We start from the raw sequence: 18,408 nt of genomic DNA on the forward strand, positions 1-18,408 counted from the left end.
ACATGATCACGTTAGCGCCGAGTGGGCTACCCGTGTTCCCGCCCGAGCAGGGACTCCTCCAGATCCATGTCCCGCTGGACGCGCGTCATGACCTCGTCGGGGATGCGCCCCTCGTCGCGGGCCGAGATGAACACGCCCCGCTCGGTGTCGAGCATCGCGTGACGCAGGCGCCGGTAGCTGTCGGACGGCGTCTCGATCTCCTCCGGCCCGAGCCTCTCCCAGGCGTGGTTGGCGCGGATGGTCGCACCCTGCCGGAGACGTTCGACGACCTCCTGCGGCGCCGGCTGCTCGGTGATCTCCTGTTCGAGCCGGACCAGCGCCGCCCGCGTCGCCTCGTGCTGGACGGCTGCCTCGGCGAGCGCGTCGACCTTCGGGTCGTCCTGGTGGACCTTGAGCTTGCGCACGAGCGTGGGCAGGGTGGTGCCCTGCAGCAGGAGCGTCGCCATGATCGTGACGAAGGCCAGCCAGATGAGCAGGGTGCGGTGCGGGAAGGGCGTGACCCCGTCGGCCAGGTACAGCGGGAGGGTGAGAGCGGCGGCGAGGGTGATCGCCCCGCGCATGCCCGCCCAGCTGAGCACGATCGGATAGGTCAGTGAATCCCGGTCGCGTTCCCGGTTGGGGAAGAGTCTGCCCAGGTATGTGGCGGGGATGATCCACACGAAGCGCGCGACGAGCACGATGCCCACGACCAGCGCCGACAGTCCGACGATGACGTGCAGGGGCTCGGTGAGGTCGTGCACGATCAGGTTGATGTGCAGTCCGACGAGCACGAAGACCGCGCCCTCCAGCATGAACACGACCATCTTCCAGAAGGCCGCCATCTGGAGCCGCGAGGCCGCCGACATCATCGTCGGCAGGCGGTGCCCGACGTACAGACCGGTCACGACGACCGCGACGACACCGGAACCGTGGATGAGCTCGGCGGCGTAGTAGGCGGCGAAGGGCGTGATCAGGCTGATCGCGTTGTCGAGCAGCGGGTAGAGGGTCCGCCGGTGCAGGAAGGAGATGACGACGCCGGCGATCAGCCCGACGAGCAGGCCGCCGCCGGCCGACTGGACCGCCGTCAGCGCGATCCCGCCGATGCCGACGGCCTCCCCGACCGCCGCGGCGACGGCCACGCGCAGCATGACCAGCGCGGTCGCGTCGTTGAGCAGGCTCTCGCCTTCGAGGATGGTGACGAGCTTGCGCGGCAGCCCCAGGCGACGGGCCACGGCGATCGCCGACACCGCGTCGGGCGGGCCGACCACGGCCCCCAGCGCCAGCGCGGCCGGCAGCGGGATCTGCGGCATCACCGCGTGCAGCACGAACCCGACCGACAGCGAAGTGAAGATCACCAGGCCGACGGCCAGCAGCAGGATGGGCCGCATGTGCAGCCGGAACGCCGGTACGGAGAACTCCTGCGCGGCCACGAACAGCAGCGGCGGCAGGAAACCGAACAAGATCAGCTCCGGGTCGAGCCCGGGCGTCTCGATCCACGGGGTCAGGCCCAGGATCACACCGGCGATCATCAGCGGGATGGGCGCCAGGATCCCCATACGGCGGGACGCGGCGTACACGGCGACGACGACGATGACGACACCGAGAACGGTCAGGTACTGGGTCATGTCTTGACTTTCTCTCCACCTAGTGGAGGGTTCTCACCCTCACGGGTGGGGTTTCCTGCTTCGCCGCCGAACGCGGGAGGGGTGTCCCTCGCCGTCTTATATCGGCTCCACAGGCCGCAACCGAACGTCCTTCGGCCAGGATGTTCTTCGCCGCGTTGACATCCCTGTCGTGCAGGGTGCGGCAGGTCGGGCACGTCCAGTGCCTGGTCTTGTCGGCCAGGCGGGCCAGGAGGTGCCCGCAACCAGAGCAGGTTCGCGACGAGGGGAAGAACCGGTCGATGGTCACCAGCTGGCGGCCCCACTTGGCGGCCTTGTACACCAGCATCGACCGAAACGCCGGCCACCCGGTATCGGGAGGGCGTTTGGCGTAGCGGCGGTTGGGCCGCGGGCCGGTCACCGCGAGGTCCTCGACCACGAGCAGGTCATAGCGGCGCACCAGGTCGGTGGAGGTGCGCTGCAGGAAGTCGGTACGGGCCCGGCGCAGCTTGCCGCGCGCGCGGTCGGCCTTCAGCCTGGCCTTCGCCCGGTTGTTCGAGCCGGCCCGGCACCGGGCCATCCGCCGCTGGTAGCGCGCCAGGTTGCGCTCACGCCTGGTCAGGCCGCGCGGGCAGGCGAAGCGCTCGCCGTCGGAGGTGACGGCGAAGGCGCCCGCGGCGAGGTCGAGGCCCGCCTGCCGTCCGGTCTCGGGCAGCGGCGCCGGCCCGGCGGTGTCGAGCTGGAACGTGACGAACCACAGGCCGTCGGGGTCACGGCTGACGGTGACCGTGGCCGGGTCGATGTCGGCGGGGTCGATCTCCGGCCAGGACCACACGAAGGGCAGCGGGCTGCTCATCTTCGCCAGGTGCAAGACGCCCTCGCGCATGCGGAAGGCCGAGCGGATGTAGGAGGCGGCCTGGCGCCCGTTGCGCGACTTGAAGCGCGGGTAGCGCGAGCGGCCGGTGAAGAAGGCGATGTAGGCGCGGTACTGGTGCCGCAGCGTCTGCTGGAGCGGGACCGAGGAGACCTCGTTGAGGTAGGCCAGCTCGCTGGTCTTCTTCAGCGAGGTGAGGTACCGGTCGGACTCGGCGTAGCTGGTCTTGACCTGGTCGGCCCGGTAGCGGCGGGTGCGCCACTCCAGGACCTCGTTCCAGACCTTGCGCACACAGCCGAACGTGCGGACGAGGATCGCCGCCTGCTCGGGGTCGGGGTACGCCCGACACTTGTACGCGCCTCTCATGTGGACGAACTTACCACCCGGTAGTGCTTGGTGGTAAGGCGGCGTTAAGGGCCGGACCGGTCCGGAACCGCAGGTCCGGGCACGGTCGGGCCGAACGACGACGCGGTAGACCGTCTAGCGGACGAAACACCTATTTCTCGAAAATCTGGGCGTATGGTGGCCAATGTGACACGAGCCGACCGGTCGCCAGTGCGTCAAGGCGGCTTTGGCCGGTCTGACTTCGAGGCATAGGGAGACGCAATGGGGAAGCGCGCGCTTTGCGCCTTCGTGAGCCTGCCGCTCGCCGCGGGCGTGCTCGTGGCTTGCGGCGGCGGTGACGACGGCGGCGGCAGTTCCGAGGGTGTCATCAGCGTCGGCATCGGTGAGCCGAAGAGCCTGTTCGTGACCTCCGTCGGCGAGACCGAGGGCCACCAGGTCATCTCGGCGCTCTACTCGCCGCTGGTCCGCTACAACGACCAGCTGGAGACCGAGCTGGAGACCGCCGAGTCGATCGAGGCCAGCGAGGGCAACAAGGTCTGGACGATCAAGCTCAAGGACGGCTACACCTTCCACAACGGCGAGAAGGTCACCGCCGACAGCTACATCAACACCTGGAACTACGGCGCCTACGGCCCCAACGCCCAGGACCTGAACTCGTACTACAACAAGATCGACGGGTACGCCGCGCTCAACCCGACCAACGGCTCCACCCCGACGACCGACCGCATGTCGGGCCTGGAGAAGGTCGACGACCTGACCATCAAGGTCACCCTCGCCTCGCCCTACTCTGCCTTCGACACCACGCTCGGCTACACGAACTTCCTCCCGCTGCCGTCGGTAGCCTTCGCCGACCCGGCCAACTTCCAGAACGCGCCGATCGGCAACGGCCCCTTCAAGATGAACGGCACCTGGGAGCACGACCAGAAGATCTCCGTCGAGGCATGGGACGGCTACATCGGCACCAAGCCGAAGATCAAGGGCGTCGACTTCAAGATCTACCAGGACGCCGGCGCGCAGTACAACGACGTCGTCGGCGGCAACCTCGACATCGTCAAGACCATCCCCACCGCGCAGATCGGCAACGCCAAGGCCGACCTCGGCGACCGCTTCGGGCAGACCCCGTCGGGCTCCTTCCAGGGCCTGGCCTTCCCGGTCTACCAGGAGGAGTTCCAAGACGTCCGCATCCGCCAGGCCATCTCGATGGCCATCGACCGCCCCGCCATCACCGAGACCATCTTCGCCGGCTCGGCGACCCCGGCGACCTCCTGGGTCTCGCCGCAGTTCCCCGGCGCGCGCGAGAACTCCTGCGGTGAGTGGTGCCAGTTCAACCCCACCGAGGCCAAGGCGCTCTACACCGCCGCCGACGGCAGCGACACCATCCAGCTCAGCTACAACGCCGACGGCGGCCACAAGGAGTGGATCGACGCCACCTGCAACCAGCTCGCCACCAACCTCGGCGTGACCTGCACCGGCAACCCCGTCCCGAAGTTCGCCGACCTGCTGACCTCCCTGTCCAAAAAGGAGGCCGTCGGCATCTTCCGCCAGGGCTGGATCCCCGACTACCCGACCATGGACAACTACCTCGAACCGCTCTACAGCTGCAACGCCATCCCGCAGCCCAACTACTCCGGCTTCTGCGACGAGTCCTTCGACGACCTGCTCGCCAAAGGCTTCGGCGCCGCCGACGCGCAGGCCTCGATCCCGGACTTCCAGGCCGCCGAGGACATCCTCGCCGAGAAGCTCCCGGTCCTGCCGATGCGCTTCGGCCGCAACAACTTCGGCTACTCAGACCAGGTCAAGAACGTGACCATCGACCTGTTCTACGAGCTGGACCTGCTCTCGATCGAGAACGCCTGAGGCACCCGGGGCCGGGGCGCGTCCAGCGCGTCCCGGCCACCGTCCTCGGAGGACACCGTGAGGGCCGCCCCGCCGGCCCATGAGGGGCTGCGATGTTCCGCTACATCATCCGCCGACTACTCCAGATGGTGCTCGCCTTCTTCGGCACCACGCTTCTGGTGTACTGGCTCATGTTCGCCGCCAGCGGCGACCCGATCGCCGCGCTGGCCGGTGAGAAACCGCTGAGCCCGTCGGTCCGCCAGGCGCTCATCGAGGAGTTCCACCTCGATCAGCCGTTCTTCGTTCAATACCTCTACTACATGAAGGACCTGCTGACCTTCAACCTCGGCGTGAACACCTCCGGCCGCGACATCGGCGAGATCGTCGCGTCGGCCTGGCCCTACACGCTCAAGCTGGCGTTCATCGCCTTCGTCTTCGTCGTGGTCGTGGGCATCACCCTCGGCGTGATCGTGGCGATGAAGCGCGGCGGGATCTTCGACACCGTCGTCCTGCTGCTCACGCTGATCGTCATCTCGATCCCGGTCTTCGTCATCGGTTCGACGCTGGCACTCTTCGGCGCCAAGTGGGGGCTGTGGACGACCAACGTCGGCGGCTCCGGTGACCTGTCGGCCTACGTGGTCCCCGCGCTGGTGCTGGGTTCGCTGTCGCTGGCCACGGCCGTGCGGCTGACCCGCAGCTCGGTCGGCGAGAATCTGCGCGCCGACTACGTGCGCACCGCCAAGTCGAAGGGGCTCAAGCGTTCCCAGGTCGTGGGAGTGCACGTCCTTCGCAACTCCCTCATCCCGGTCATCACCTTCCTCGGCATCGAACTCGGCGGCCTCATGGGCGGCGCCATCGTCACCGAGAAGATCTTCAACATCCCCGGCATCGGCTTCGAACTGGCCAAGGCCATCAGCCTGGAGGACGGGCCGACGGTGGTCACCATCGTCAGCCTCCTCGTCATCGTCTACCTGCTCATGAACCTGCTCGTCGACGTCCTGTACGCCGTCCTCGACCCTCGGATCCGCTATGAGTGATCAGAACGCACTGCCGCCCGACGCCACGGTCGTCCTCGCCGAGGGCGAAGCGGGCATGGGCCAGACCCGGTCCCTCGCCTCCGACGCCTGGCGCGACCTTCGGCGAAACCCGATCGCGATCATCTCCGCGGTCATCATCGTGCTCCTGGTGCTGATGGCCCTCTGGCCGTCGTTGTTCACCGACGCCGACCCCTACGCCTGCGACTTGAGCCGCTCGCTCCAGCCGCCGAGCTCGGAGGCCTGGTTCGGGTACAACCTGCAGGGCTGCAACATCTACGCCCGCACCATCTACGGCGCGAAGGCATCACTCCAGGTCGGCCTCTACTCGGTCATCATGGTCGCGGTCATCGCCGCGGTGCTGGGGATGCTGGCCGGCTACTACGGCGGCTGGGCCGACGCGGTCATCGCCCGGGTCACCGACATCGTCCTGGGAATCCCGCTGCTGCTCGGTGCGATCGTGATCCTGTCGTCGGTCACGCTGACCGGTGTCTGGCCGGTCGTGCTGGCGCTGGGCCTGCTCGGCTGGACCAGTCCGGCGCGGATCGTGCGCTCGTCGGTGATCTCGGCCAAGGGCCAGGACTACGTGCAGGCCGCGCGGATGCTCGGCGCCGACAACAGGCGGATCATGATCCGGCACATCACCCCGAACGCGATGGCCCCGGTCATCGTCGTACTCACCATCGCCCTCGGCTCGTTCATCTCCGTCGAGGCGACGCTGTCCTTCCTGGGAATCGGCCTCAAGGGGGGCGAGATCTCCTGGGGCGCCGACATCGCCGACGCCACCGGCCGGGTCCGCAACGCGCTCGGGCCGGTGCTGTTCCCGTCGACGTTCCTTGCCCTGACCGTGCTGGCCTTCATCATGCTCGGCGACGCCGTGCGCGAGGCCTTCGACCCGAAGTTGCGGTGACTGAGATGGGTAGACACTCGCACTCCATTGTGGAGCAGGACAGCGCGCCGGGGCCCGACGACGGCGGCGGCCACCTGCTGGAGGTCGACGACCTCTACGTCGAGTTCCGAACCGGCGAGGGCACCGCCAAGGTCATCAACGGCGTGTCCTACCACCTCGACCCCGGCGAGACCCTCGCCGTGCTCGGCGAGTCCGGGTCGGGCAAGTCGGTGACGGCGCAGGCCATCATGGGCATCCTCGACACCCCGCCGGGCTTCGTCACCGGCGGCCGGATCCTCTACCAGGGCAAGGATCTGCTCACCGCGAGCGAGAGCGACCGGCGCGCGGTGCGCGGCCGGGAGATCTCGATCATCTTCCAGGACGCCCTCTCGGCGCTCAACCCGGTGTTCACCGTCGGGTGGCAGATCTCCGAGGCGCTGCGCAAGCGCGAGGGTCTGTCCAAGAAGGACGGCCTGGAGCGCGCGGTCGAGCTGATGGAGCTGGTGAACATCCCGGGGGCCCGCGAGCGTCTGAAGGCCTATCCCCACCAGTTCTCCGGGGGCATGCGCCAGCGCGTCATGATCGCCATGGCGCTGGCCCAGAAGCCGAACGTGGTCATCGCCGACGAGCCGACGACGGCCCTCGACGTGACCGTGCAGGCCCAGATCATGGACCTGCTGGGGGATCTGCGCCGCGAGCTGAACACGGCGATGATCCTGATCACCCACGACCTGGGCGTGGTCGCCGACGTCGCCGACCGCATCGCCGTCATGTACGCCGGGCGGATCATCGAGCACGCCGACGTGCACGCGCTCTACCGCAGTCCGGCGCACCCGTACACGCTCGGCCTGCTCAACTCGATCCCGCGGCTGGACGACAAGGGCAAGACCCTGCGCACGATCCCCGGCCTGCCGCCGAACCTGACGAACATCCCCTCGGGCTGCCCGTTCCATCCGCGCTGCCGGTTCGTGCGCGACGTCTGCCGGTCGGAGGTGCCGCCCTCGCTCGACCTCGGCGGGCGCCACTCGGCCTGCCACTTCGCACGCGAACTGCTGGCGGGCGAACTGGAGCCCACGCGGAAGGAGCCGGAGCTGTGAGCAATCGGACCGGGGCGGCGGCCGTCGCCAAACCCACGCTCGGCCAGCCCATCCTGACCGTGGAGGGGATGGTCAAGTACTTCCCGATCACGCGCGGCATCCTCTTCCGCAGGAAGATCGGGGATGTGAAGGCCGTCGACGGCGTCGACTTCACCCTCCACAAGGGGGAGACGCTCGGCGTCGTCGGCGAGTCCGGTTGCGGGAAGTCGACCCTGGCGAAGCTGCTGATGCGGCTGGAGGACGCGACCGCGGGCACCGCCGTCTACGACGGGCGCGACATCGTCGCGGCCAAGGGCGGGGAGCTGCGCCGGCTGCGGCGGCAGGTGCAGATGGTCATGCAGGATCCGTACACGTCGCTGAACCCGCGCATGACGGTCGGTGACATCATCGCCGAGCCGCTGATCATCCACGGGGTCGGCGGGAAGGACAAGGCGCGCGAGACGCGGGTGCGCGAACTGCTCGACCTCGTGGGGCTCAATCCCGAGCACATCAACCGCTATCCGCACCAGTTCTCCGGCGGGCAGCGGCAGCGTGTCGGGATCGCCCGAGCGCTGGCGCTCAACCCCGAGATCATCATCTGCGACGAGCCGGTGTCGGCGCTGGACGTGTCGATCCAGGCGCAGGTCATCAACCTGCTGGAGAAGTTGCAGGCCGAGCTGGGGCTGTCCTACATCTTCATCGCGCACGACCTGTCGGTGGTGCGGCACATCTGCGACCGCGTCGCCGTGATGTACCTCGGCAGGATCGTCGAGATCGGGTCCGAGGACGAGATCTACAACCGCGCGACCCATCCCTACACGCAGGCCCTGCTGTCGGCCGTGCCCGTGCCCGACCCCGACGCCCGCGAGCACCGGCGGATCATCCGCCTTTCCGGCGACGTCCCGTCACCGGCCAACCCGCCCTCGGGCTGCCGCTTTCGCACCAGGTGCTGGAAGGCGACCGACCTGTGCGCCGAGAAGACGCCGGCGCTGATCGAGCGCGAGGCCGACCCGCACCCGAGCGCCTGCCACTACGCCGAGAGGGCGGACCACATTCTGGGGTGAGGGGGCCGCGGCCGGGCTCCTCACCCTGTACGTTTCGCGCCCGCGCTCGCGGGGCGGGCGCGGTGACCTCGCTGCCTCGGCGGCTCCGGTGGTGGGCGGGTTGATTCCCTTACCCCCCAACCAAACCCCCGCCCCACCCGCCGACCGCGCCCGATAACGGAATGAATCGACCCGGTGCCGATGTCACGGCTCGTGCGAGGTTGTCTACACTCGGTATCGGCGCGCGACCACCTCGCGGGGTCGAACGCCCAGCGGAACGCATTGTCTCCCGTTTCCGCCACCGGGTGGGGGGTCGCCGTGAGGCGGCCACCCACCGGCTTGGTTTCAGCGGGCTGGGGCATCCGGCCGTCGCTAAGCGATCCCCTGCCTCTGCGCCAGCTGGGTCAGCTGCGTGCGCAGGGCCTCGACCAGGTCGCCGGGCGTCTCGTTCTGCACGGTGAAGCGCTGGTAGGCGTCGTGCGCCGGGCTGAGCAGCCCGCCCTTGTCGTTGGCCTGCAACAGCACGTCGGTGGTGGCCTTGCCGGCGACGAAGGTCAGCTCCACCTCGCGGAACTTCTCCTTGAACTCACCGCCGGGCCAGTACTCGATCTCCTGGTAGAACGGCATGTGCGAGCCGGGAATCGTGCCGGCTTCCAGGTCGGCGACCTGGAGCACGAAGCCCAGCTCCTCCATCGCCGTCATCACCGCGGCCTGCACGGGAAGCGGCTCGACGACCAGCGGGTCGAGGTCGCCCTTGTCGAAGGCGTTGTCCAAGGCCAGTTCGGTCGAGACGCCGAGCTTCATCGTCGGCAGCGGCCTGCCGTTGACGGCGCTCAGCGGCGTCTCCAGCGGAACGGGAATGGCGAACGCGACGGTGTGGGTCGACCCCTTGGCGAGCTGGAAGGGACCGGAGACCTGGGCGCGGTGGAAGTCGAAGGTGGACTGCTTGTCCTCGCCCTTGTCGTCGAGTTCGACGATGGCGGTGAACTCGACGGTGATGCCCTCGACCTTCTGGTCGTTCTCCCCGCCGGTGAAGGTGACCTCCCCGTTGAGCGTGGCGCCAGGTGTGACGTTGGGGTCGGTCAGGACACTGTCCACGGTGACCCCCGCACCGAAGACCGCCTTGAGCTGACGCAAGACCACGGGGTGGTTCCTTTCATTGAGCCTGAAGAGTGGCCACCAGCGTAACCGCGCCTGTGACGGGTGAATAGTGGACCGACCGGCTCACAACTCCACACGCGCCCCGTACGCCGAGGCGAACAGCGCCGCCTGCGCCAGATCGATGCGCGTGTCGGTGATGTCGAGGTTGCGCAGGGCGATGCCGGTGAGGTCGGCGCCGCGCAGGTCGGCTCCGCGCAGCTTCACGTTGTGGATCCGCGCGTAGGACAGGTCCGCCTCGCGCAGGTCGGCGCCCGACAGGTCGGCCTCGGTCAGATCGGCCTCGCGAAGCCGAAGCCGCGCGAAGCGCGCCTTCGACAGGTCCTGCTTGCGCAGGTTCACATAGGACCAGTCGCCGCCGACGATGCGCGCCGGCCGCAGCTCCGTCTCCACAAAGGACGTTCCGGTGAGCTTGCAGTCGTCGAAGAGCGTCCCGAACAGCACGCAGCGACGGAAGGTGCAGCCCAGGAACGCGCACCGGGTCAGCGTCGCGGAGTTCAGCCGCAGCCCGGTGAACTCGCACCGCTCGAACACGCACGAGGTGAACACCGCCTCGGAGGCGTCGACCTCGACGAACTCGCAGCCCTCGAAGCGCTCCTTCGTCCGCTCCTCGAGAGCCCAGTCCTGGTAGGCGATGCGTTCGTCGGTGATGGTCACCCCGACAGTCAACACGACCGCCCCGGGGCCCGCGCGAAGCGCCGCCGTCCCCGTCTCGTCCTCGCGCCGTCCTCGCCGCACTCCCGCGCCCGGCGGGCGGTCCCGGCCGCCGCCCGGAGGCATCTCTGGCTGACCTGCGACGACGTCGCCGGATTCGTTACACGATGGCATATCCGGGGCCACTCAGGGTGAGCCCACGACCGGTTCGGTTGATTTACATCACTCGATCGGCTGGCCTACGCTCCGCACACGCCCCTCGCCCAGGGGCTTCTGCCCGAAGGGCATCCGTCCGCGCGGGCAGCCCACCACAGTGGAGGTCAGCGTTTCGTGTCCTCGAAAACTCTCTTCGGCCGTAAACCGGTCTATTTAACGTTGGTGACGGTCGCGGTCACCGCCGGGGCCCTGCTGAGCAGTGGCACGGCGGCGGTGGCCGAGGAAGGCGCTCCGACCCAGTACAGCGCCGGCCGTTTCATCGTCGAACTCGACGCCGAACCCGTCGCGACCTATGACGGCGGTGTCAGCGGCCTCGCCTCGACCCGCGCCGACGAAGGCGAACGCCTCGACACCGGTGAGTCCAAGGTCGCCCGCTACCGCAACTACCTGGCCGGCCTGCGCGGCGACGCCATCGCCGAGGTCCCCGGCGCCGAGGTGCTGCGCACCTACGACACCGTGTTCAACGGCTTCACCGCCGAACTGACCGCCGAGGAGGCCCTCGCGCTGTCGAAGGCGCCCGGCGTCAAGAACCTCTACCCGGACGAGCAGCTCAAGGCCGACACCGTCACCACCCCCGACTTCCTGGGCCTCACCGGCGCCAGTGGTGTGTGGGAGCAGCAGTACGGCGGCGACGAGCACGCCGGTGAGGGCGTCATCGTCGGCATCCTCGACTCCGGCGTGTGGCCCGAGAACCCGTCCTTCGGCGCGCTTCCCGAGCCGCGGCCCGACCAGGACGTCATCGACGCGAAGTGGAACGGGACCTGCCAGAACGGTGAGACCGGCGACCCCGCCCGCGACATCGAGTGCAACAACAAGGTGATCGGGGCGCGCTACTACAAGCCCGCCGTGGTCGTCCCCGGCGACTTCGCCTCGCCGCGCGACCACAACGGCCACGGTTCGCACGTCGGCTCAACGGCCGCCGGCAACCACGGCGTCGACGCCGGCGTCTTCGGCAAGCCCCTCGGCAAGATCTCCGGCATGGCCCCGGCCGCGCGCCTGGCCTTCTACAAGATCTGCTGGACCACCGCCGACGGCGGCTGCACGGTGTCCTCGGCCAACGCGGTCGCGGCCATCGAGGACGCCGTCAACGACGGTGTCGACGTCATCAACTACTCCATCTCCGGTTCGACGAACGTGGCGTTCACCCCCCAGCAGCTGGCGTACTTCAACGCCGCCGCGGCGGGCGTGTTCGTCGCCAACTCGGCCGGCAACAGCGGTCCGGGCGCCAGCACGGTCGCGCACAACACGCCGTGGGTCACCACCGTCGCGGCCAGCACCCACGGGCGCATCTCCGAGGCGACCGTGACGCTCGGCAACGGCCAGACCTTCAAGGGCGCCAGCCTCAGCAACGGCCTGCCCAGCGCGCCGGTCGTGCTGTCGGGCGAAAGCGGCCTGCCAGGTGGCGGCGACGCCAACCTCTGCGCGATCGGATCGCTCGATCCCGCCAAGGTGACGGGCAAGATCGTCGCCTGCGCCCGCGGGACCGTCGGCCGTGTCGACAAGGGCAAGGCCGTCTTGCAGGCCGGCGGTGTCGGGATGATCCTGTACAACCCGTCGCCCGCCTCCGACGACGTCGTCCTCGACGCGCACGTCCTGCCGGCCGTGCACGTCAACGCCGCCGCCGGCAGCACCCTGCTGGCCTACCTGAGCAGCACCTCGACGCCGACCGCGGCCATCGGGTCGGCCGTGGCCTCCACCAAGCCCGCGCCCGAGATCGCCGGGTTCTCCTCGGCCGGTCCCGCGCTGGCCGCCGGCGGCGACCTGCTCAAGCCCGACATCACCGCCCCCGGCGTGGACGTCTACGCCGCGGTCGCGCCGCCCAACAACAACGGCCAGAACTTCGGGCCGAACAGCGGCACCTCGATGTCGAGCCCGCACATCGCGGGCCTGGCCGCGCTGGTCATCGGCAAGCACCCGGACTGGTCGCCGATGGCGGTCAAGTCGGCGCTGATGACCACCGCGTCCCAGACCGACACCGCCGGACGCCCGATCCAGCGGGCCGGGCGCGACGCCACGGCCTTCGACTACGGCGCCGGGCACGTGACGGTCGGCAAGGCCTTCGATCCGGGTCTGGTCTACGACTCCGACGCGGTCGACTGGCTGCGCTGGGGTTGCGGTGTCGGCGAACTCGTGCCGCGCTACCCGGACCTGTGCGCGGAGTTCGGCGCGCTCGACCCGACGCAGCTGAACTACCCGTCGATCGCGATCGGCAACTTCGTGCGGGCCGAGACGGTCACCCGGACCGTGACGAACGTGTCGGACAAGACCAGCACGTACTTCGCGACCACCGACGCCCCCGAGGGCACCAAGCTGACCGTCTCGCCGCAGTCGCTGACGCTGCGCCCGGGCCAGTCGGCGTCCTTCAAGGTGACGGTGACCCGGACGACCGCGGCGCTCGGTGCCTACACCGAGGGTTCGTACACCTGGCGTGACCTGCGCGGTCACTCGGTGCGCAGCCCGGTCGTCGTGAAGCCCGGCGCGCTGGCCGCCCCCAAGGCCGTCGAGGGCACCGGGACGAGCGGTTCGGTGAACCTGGCGGGAACCAGCGGCTACACCGGCACGCTCAACGCGACCGTGAGCGGTCTCGCGCCGGTCGTGACCAGCTCGCTCGACCTGCGCAACCCCGACGGGAGCAACTTCCCGACGGGCGCGCCGGCGGAGAACGACCACGTCAAGAAGGTCGAGACCACCGTCCCGGCCGGCGCGACGGCGTCGTTCAACACCTACGACAGCGACTACGCCGAACAGACCGACCTCGACCTGTTCTTCTACCGCAAGAACGCCAACGGGTCGCTGACCTACCTCGGCGCTTCGGCCGGTACGACGGCACAGGAGGGCGCGACGCTGCCGGGCGGTGCGACCTACGTGGTCTACGTCGACCTGTTCGCCTCGCCGGCGAACCTGCCGGTGACCGGGAAGCTGCACGTGCTGGCGCTCGGCGGCGACGCCGGGAACTTCGTGCTGAACAAGCCTTCCCAGCCGGTCAATGCCGACCAGCCCTACACCCTCACCGGAACCTGGAGCGGCCTGACGGCCGGGCTGGAGTACCGGGGCGTGGTGACCTACCGGGACGCCACCGGCACGGTGCTGAGCACGACGACCGTGGTGATCAGGGCCTGACACCTGGTCGAGAGTGGACAGTGCACTGAGGACCGGGCCGTTCCATGGGGGCGGCCCGGTTTTCCTCCCGTGGCACTGAAACGGTTAAGTGACTTTTCCCGCTCGGCTCCGGACCGCGCCGGTGCTGCCGCGGGTGGTGAGTTGCGCGGGCAGATCGCGGTAGTCGCCGACGTCTTCGCCGGCGATCGCGGCCAGGAGCCGCTTGGCGGCGATCACGCCGTAGGCGGGGATGTCGCGGCCGAGGGCGGTGAGCGCCGGGTGGGTCAGCTGGCACAGGGGGGAGTCGTCCCAGGCCACGATCGACAGGTCGCCGGGCACGTCGAGCCGCATCTCCTGCGCCACGCCGAGTCCGGCGATGGCCATGACGTCGTTGTCGTAGAGGATCGCCGTCGGCCGCCGCGCCGAACTCAGCAGCCGCCGGGTGATCCGGGCGCCGGCCTCCCCGGTGTAGTCGGAGGAGACCGTCTCGGCCTCGGGCAGTTCGAGGCGCGCGGCGACCTCGTGGAAGGCGTCGGTGCGCACCCGTGTGTGCAGCAGTTCCGGGAGGCCCGCGACGTGGGCGATCCTGCGGTGTCCCAGGGCGGACAGGTACTCCACGGTCTCGGCGAGCGGCCGGGCGTCGTCGTGCCAGACGCTGGGCAGTGCGCCGGTGTTGGTCGGGCCGCCTATCACCACGGCGGGCAGGCCGAGGGCCTCCAGCGCGGGCACGCGCGGGTCGTCGACGCGCAGGTCGCACACCAGCACGCCGTCGACGCGACGCTCGGCCCACCATCGGCGGTGCACGGCCAGCTCGGCCTCGGCGTCGGCGACGACCTGGAGCGTCAGGCCGTAGTCGCGGGCCGAGAGCTCGGCTTCGAGACCGCTGATCAGCTCCATGAAGAAGGGCTCGATGCCGAGCACCCGGGCCGGGCGGCACAGCGCCAGACCGACCACATTGGACATCGACCCGGACAGGGCGCGCGCGGCGCTGTTGGGCTGCCAGCCGACCTCCTCGGCGATGGCCAGGATCCGCTGCCGGGTCTCGGCGGAGACGCCGGGCCGGCCGTTGAGCGCGTAGGAGACCGCGCCCTTGGAGACGCCTGCGCGCTTGGCGATGTCGGCGATGGTGGGCCGCTTCATGTCGTGCGATCCCCCGCGGGATGAAGGGTGGTTGACCGGTTGACCTCGGCCTGCGCCGAGCCCGCCCAACGCTACCTCCATCGGCGCACGCTTCTGATCTCCCGCGACGTCACGAAACGGTCACCGTCTCGACCACTGCTTGACATCGTTGTCCGAGGGTCCTACGGTCGGTTCACTTACCCGGTTCAGTAGCTGTTTCTCCTGCTCGGACGAAAGGCGCGATGACCATGAACCCCGCAAGGAAAGCCTTAAGGACCCTGCTCGCGGCCGCGTTGGCGGCCGCCGTGCTGGCCGCCTCGGCCTGCACCACCTCGACCCCGCAGACCGAGACCGCCGATTCCTCTGAACCGGCTCACCTGGTCTTCTGGAACACCGGCGGCGACGAGGAGGTGGCGGTCCTTCGGGCCGTCGCCGATCTCTACATCGCCGCGCATCCCGGGACCACCATCGACATCCAGGCCGTCGCCTGGGCCGACTCGCACGCCAAGATCCTGTCGGCGGCGACCGCCCAGCAGGGCCCCGACGTCATCTCCGGCGGCCTGTCCTGGGGCAACGAGTTCGGCCAACTCGGCGGCATGCTCGACCTGCGCGAGTTCGGGATCGTCGACGAGGTGAAACCCCTCGTGGCGCCCGGCTCCTGGAAGTCGGTGGAATCCACCGACGGCGCCGTCTACGGCGTCCCCATGGACATGACGCTGTACCTGTTCTACTACCGCAGCGACCTGCTCGCCGCCGAGGGCATCGCCCCGCCGGCCACCTGGGCCGACCTCACCGCCGCCACCGAGCACTTCAAGGGCAAAGGCGTCGACAACCCCTTCGTCATGACCTGGTCGACGCTGAGCTGGCTCCAGTACACCAACTTCCTCAAGCAGGCCGGCGGCGACTGGTACACCGACGACTGCTCGGCGGTCACCGTCAACACCCCCGAAGGCGTCAGCGCCCTCAACTACTGGGCCGACCTGCACCGCAAGCACGGCGCCCCCAACGAGGAACCCGACCTCGCCAGCGGCCTCGAGTCCGGCGACATCGTGATGGCCAACGGCGGCAACTGGAACCTCAGCGGACTCGACGTCTCCCACCCCGACCTCGTCGGCAAATGGGACGTCAGCGTCCTGCCCGAAGGCCCCGCCGGCGCCGGCAGCTTCATCGGCGGCCGCGTCCTGGGCGCCATGTCCTACACGAAGTTCCCCGCTCAGGCCGCCGACTTCATCAAGTTCTTCTACAGCGACGAGGCCGTCGCCGCCCTCCAGCAGGCCGCCAAGGCCAACGGCTTCCTGTGGATCTCACCGCGGGCCGAACTCGTCGACAAGCTCGACACCACCGACACCGCCAAGACCGCGCTCAAGACGACACTCCAGACCGCCGAGGGCCCGCCGAACTGCAACGGCTGGGACAAGAGCAGCCCCGACATCGACAAACTCCTCCAGGAAGTCGTGCTCAACGACGCCGACCCCGCCGAGAAGCTCGGCGAGATCGCCGCACTGCTCACCGAGAACCTCACCGGCTGACCGCACACCCGAGGGCCCGGCACCCCCGCCGGGCCCCCGCCGCCATCTGGAGAGTCCAATGTCGACGACCAAGGCCCCCGAGGCCGCCCCACCCGAAACCCCGCCGGAAACCCCCGCCCGCAAGAAGAACCACCAGCCGCACCTGCGCCGCAACCTCCCGGGCTACCTGATGCTGCTGCCGTTCCTGGCGCTGTTCGCCGCGTTCCTCGTCTGGCCGCTGCTGAACTCCCTCTACCTCGCCTTCACCGACTTCAACGGCATCAAACCGCCCGGCTTCGTCGGCTTCGACAACTTCGAACGCCTCTGGACCGACGACGCCCGCTTCCGCAAAGCCCTCGGCAACACTGTCATGTACGTGATCGCCTCCGTCACCCTCACCACCCTCCTGGCACTGGCCCTCGCCCTGGCGTTTCGCACCACCAGCCTGCGCGACAAGACCATGCGCACCATCTTCTTCCTGCCCTCGGTCACCTCGTCGATGGCGCTGTTCCTGATCTGGGGCTGGATCTTCGACGTCGAGGACTTCGGCCTGGCCAACACCGTCCTCGGCTGGTTCGGCGGCGACTCGGTCGCCTGGCTGAGCACACCCGAACTGGCCGTCCCCATCCTCGTGTTCATATCCGTGTGGGGCGGCGCCGGCTACGGCATGATCATCTTCGTCGCCGGCCTCAACGCGATCCCCGAAGAGCTCTATGAACAGGCCGAGATCGACGGCGCCTCCACCTTCCGGCAGTTCTGGCACATCACCCTGCCCCTGCTGCGCCCGGTCACCACCTACGTCCTGGTCACCAGCCTCATCGGCGCCTTCCAGGTCTTCGAGGCCGTCTACATCGTCTTCCGCACCACCGCCAGCAACGTCGGCGGCATCCTCGACAGCGCCCTGATGATCGTGCCCTACCTCTACGACATGGGCTTCGGGAAGTTCGAACTCGGCTTCGCCTCGGCCGTCGCCTGGACCCTGTTCATCATCATCTTCATCGTCAGCACCGTCCAGCTGCGCCTGACCCGCACCCTCAAGGACCTGTGATGGCCACACGACAGCGCCGCGCGCCCTGGGGAGGCCTCGCCCGCGTCCCCCTCTACCTGCTCGCCGTGACCATGCTCGCGCCCTTCTGGTGGATGGTCATCGGCGCCTTCAAACCCGTCCCCGAACTCAGCAAGAACCCACCGAGCTTCCTGCCCGCCGACCCCTCCGTCGACAACTTCCACGACTCCGTGTGGGAACCCGGCAAGCAGATCGCCGGACACGTCGCCGGCGTCTTCCAGCGCTGGCCCGAACTGCCCGGCGGCTACTTCCGCTTCATGGCCAACTCGCTGGTCGTCACCACCGCCGTGACCGTCGGCTCGCTCCTGCTGGCCTCCATGGCCGCCTACGCGCTGACCAAGATGGAGATCAAGGGCCGCCGGATCATCTTCCTGGTCGTGCTGGCCTCGATGATGGTCCCCTGGCAGGTCAGCCTCATCCCCAACTACCTCATCGTGCGCAACCTCGGCTGGCTCGACAGCTACCAGGGGTACATCGTTCCCGCGCTGGCCAAGGCCTTCGTGCTGTTCTTCCTCGTCCAGTACATGCGCTCCATCCCCGACGAACTCGTGCACGCCGGCCGCGTCGACGGCGCCGGCGAGTTCCGCATCTGGTGGCGCATCGTCCTTCCGCTCCTGCGGCCCGCGCTGGCCGCCATGGCGATCTTCATCGCGCTGGCCGAGTGGAACAACTTCCTGTGGCCGCTGATCATCATCAACGACGACTCCTTCGCCAACCTCCCCGTCGCCCTGTCCCGGCTGAGCACCTCGGTGGCACAGAACCCGCAGGGCATGGGCGTGGTGATGGCGGCCTCACTGCTCACCTCACTGCCGACTGTGATCTTCTTCTTCGTGTTCCAGAAGCACTTCACCAAGGGCATCACGCTGTCGGGTATCAAAGGTTGACCAACGCACAAGATCCATTGAGTCAAG

General features: G+C 68.8%; 14 protein-coding genes. 9 read left to right on the forward strand and 5 right to left on the reverse strand.

Annotated features, from left to right (window positions below):
• Positions 1-26 precede the first annotated feature (26 nt).
• On the reverse strand, positions 27-1,604 hold the full coding sequence (locus AB0I28_RS16670; protein WP_357494030.1) for a Na+/H+ antiporter: 1,578 nt from the start codon (positions 1,602-1,604) through the stop codon (positions 27-29).
• Between the two features lie 19 nt (positions 1,605-1,623).
• A complete protein-coding gene (locus tag AB0I28_RS16675) occupies positions 1,624-2,820 on the reverse strand; it encodes an RNA-guided endonuclease TnpB family protein (RefSeq protein ID WP_357494032.1) in 1,197 nt (398 codons plus the stop codon).
• Positions 2,821-3,060: 240 nt separating this feature from the next.
• On the opposite strand from AB0I28_RS16675, the gene AB0I28_RS16680 reads away from it, so the two are divergent.
• The 5 genes from AB0I28_RS16680 (at position 3,061) to AB0I28_RS16700 (ending at position 8,698) form a co-directional block, all read left to right on the forward strand.
• A complete protein-coding gene (locus tag AB0I28_RS16680) occupies positions 3,061-4,656 on the forward strand; it encodes an ABC transporter substrate-binding protein (RefSeq protein WP_357494034.1) in 1,596 nt (531 codons plus the stop codon).
• A gap of 92 nt (positions 4,657-4,748) precedes the next feature.
• The gene (locus AB0I28_RS16685) at positions 4,749-5,672 is read left to right on the forward strand and encodes an ABC transporter permease (RefSeq protein ID WP_357494036.1); all 924 of its coding nucleotides are present in this window, start codon (positions 4,749-4,751) and stop codon (positions 5,670-5,672) included.
• A gap of 55 nt (positions 5,673-5,727) precedes the next feature.
• Positions 5,728-6,579, forward strand: coding sequence for an ABC transporter permease (locus AB0I28_RS16690; RefSeq protein WP_357494285.1), 852 nt, complete (start codon positions 5,728-5,730; stop codon positions 6,577-6,579).
• Between the two features lie 5 nt (positions 6,580-6,584).
• Complete coding sequence (locus AB0I28_RS16695) at positions 6,585-7,655, forward strand: ABC transporter ATP-binding protein (RefSeq protein WP_357494038.1); 1,071 nt, start codon at positions 6,585-6,587, stop codon at positions 7,653-7,655.
• Positions 7,652-8,698 carry a dipeptide ABC transporter ATP-binding protein gene (locus AB0I28_RS16700; protein WP_357494040.1) on the forward strand — a complete coding sequence of 349 codons (1,047 nt, stop codon included), beginning with the start codon at positions 7,652-7,654 and terminating at the stop codon, positions 8,696-8,698. Before AB0I28_RS16695 ends, AB0I28_RS16700 begins: the two co-directional genes overlap by 4 nt.
• Positions 8,699-9,049: 351 nt before the next feature.
• On the opposite strand, the gene AB0I28_RS16705 is transcribed toward AB0I28_RS16700, so the two are convergent.
• Both AB0I28_RS16705 and AB0I28_RS16710 read right to left on the reverse strand, forming a co-directional pair.
• The gene (locus AB0I28_RS16705) at positions 9,050-9,820 is read right to left on the reverse strand and encodes a sporulation protein (protein ID WP_357494042.1); all 771 of its coding nucleotides are present in this window, start codon (positions 9,818-9,820) and stop codon (positions 9,050-9,052) included.
• Between the two features lie 81 nt (positions 9,821-9,901).
• Positions 9,902-10,492 (reverse strand): pentapeptide repeat-containing protein, encoded by a 591-nt coding sequence (locus AB0I28_RS16710; protein WP_357494044.1) that lies wholly within the window; start codon positions 10,490-10,492, stop codon positions 9,902-9,904.
• A 327-nt stretch (positions 10,493-10,819) separates the two neighbouring features.
• Here AB0I28_RS16710 and AB0I28_RS16715 point away from each other — a divergent pair, with 327 nt between their 5' ends.
• The gene (locus AB0I28_RS16715; RefSeq protein WP_357494046.1) at positions 10,820-13,825 is read left to right on the forward strand and encodes a S8 family peptidase; all 3,006 of its coding nucleotides are present in this window, start codon (positions 10,820-10,822) and stop codon (positions 13,823-13,825) included.
• Between the two features lie 84 nt (positions 13,826-13,909).
• Here the strand turns inward: AB0I28_RS16715 and AB0I28_RS16720 are convergent, their stop codons facing one another.
• Entirely contained in the window at positions 13,910-14,944 is a 1,035-nt protein-coding gene (locus AB0I28_RS16720) for a LacI family DNA-binding transcriptional regulator (protein WP_357494048.1), read from the reverse strand.
• Between the two features lie 227 nt (positions 14,945-15,171).
• On the opposite strand from AB0I28_RS16720, the gene AB0I28_RS16725 reads away from it, so the two are divergent.
• The 3 genes from AB0I28_RS16725 to AB0I28_RS16735 are packed head-to-tail and all read left to right on the forward strand — an operon-like array spanning position 15,172 to position 18,381.
• The gene (locus AB0I28_RS16725; RefSeq protein WP_357494050.1) at positions 15,172-16,452 is read left to right on the forward strand and encodes an extracellular solute-binding protein; all 1,281 of its coding nucleotides are present in this window, start codon (positions 15,172-15,174) and stop codon (positions 16,450-16,452) included.
• A gap of 58 nt (positions 16,453-16,510) precedes the next feature.
• On the forward strand, positions 16,511-17,479 hold the full coding sequence (locus AB0I28_RS16730) for a sugar ABC transporter permease (protein WP_357494052.1): 969 nt from the start codon (positions 16,511-16,513) through the stop codon (positions 17,477-17,479).
• The gene (locus tag AB0I28_RS16735; protein WP_357494054.1) at positions 17,479-18,381 is read left to right on the forward strand and encodes a carbohydrate ABC transporter permease; all 903 of its coding nucleotides are present in this window, start codon (positions 17,479-17,481) and stop codon (positions 18,379-18,381) included. Before AB0I28_RS16730 ends, AB0I28_RS16735 begins: the two co-directional genes overlap by 1 nt.
• Positions 18,382-18,408 lie beyond the last annotated feature (27 nt).

Source organism: Phytomonospora sp. NPDC050363, assembly GCF_040655735.1.
Classification (GTDB): domain Bacteria; phylum Actinomycetota; class Actinomycetes; order Mycobacteriales; family Micromonosporaceae; genus Phytomonospora.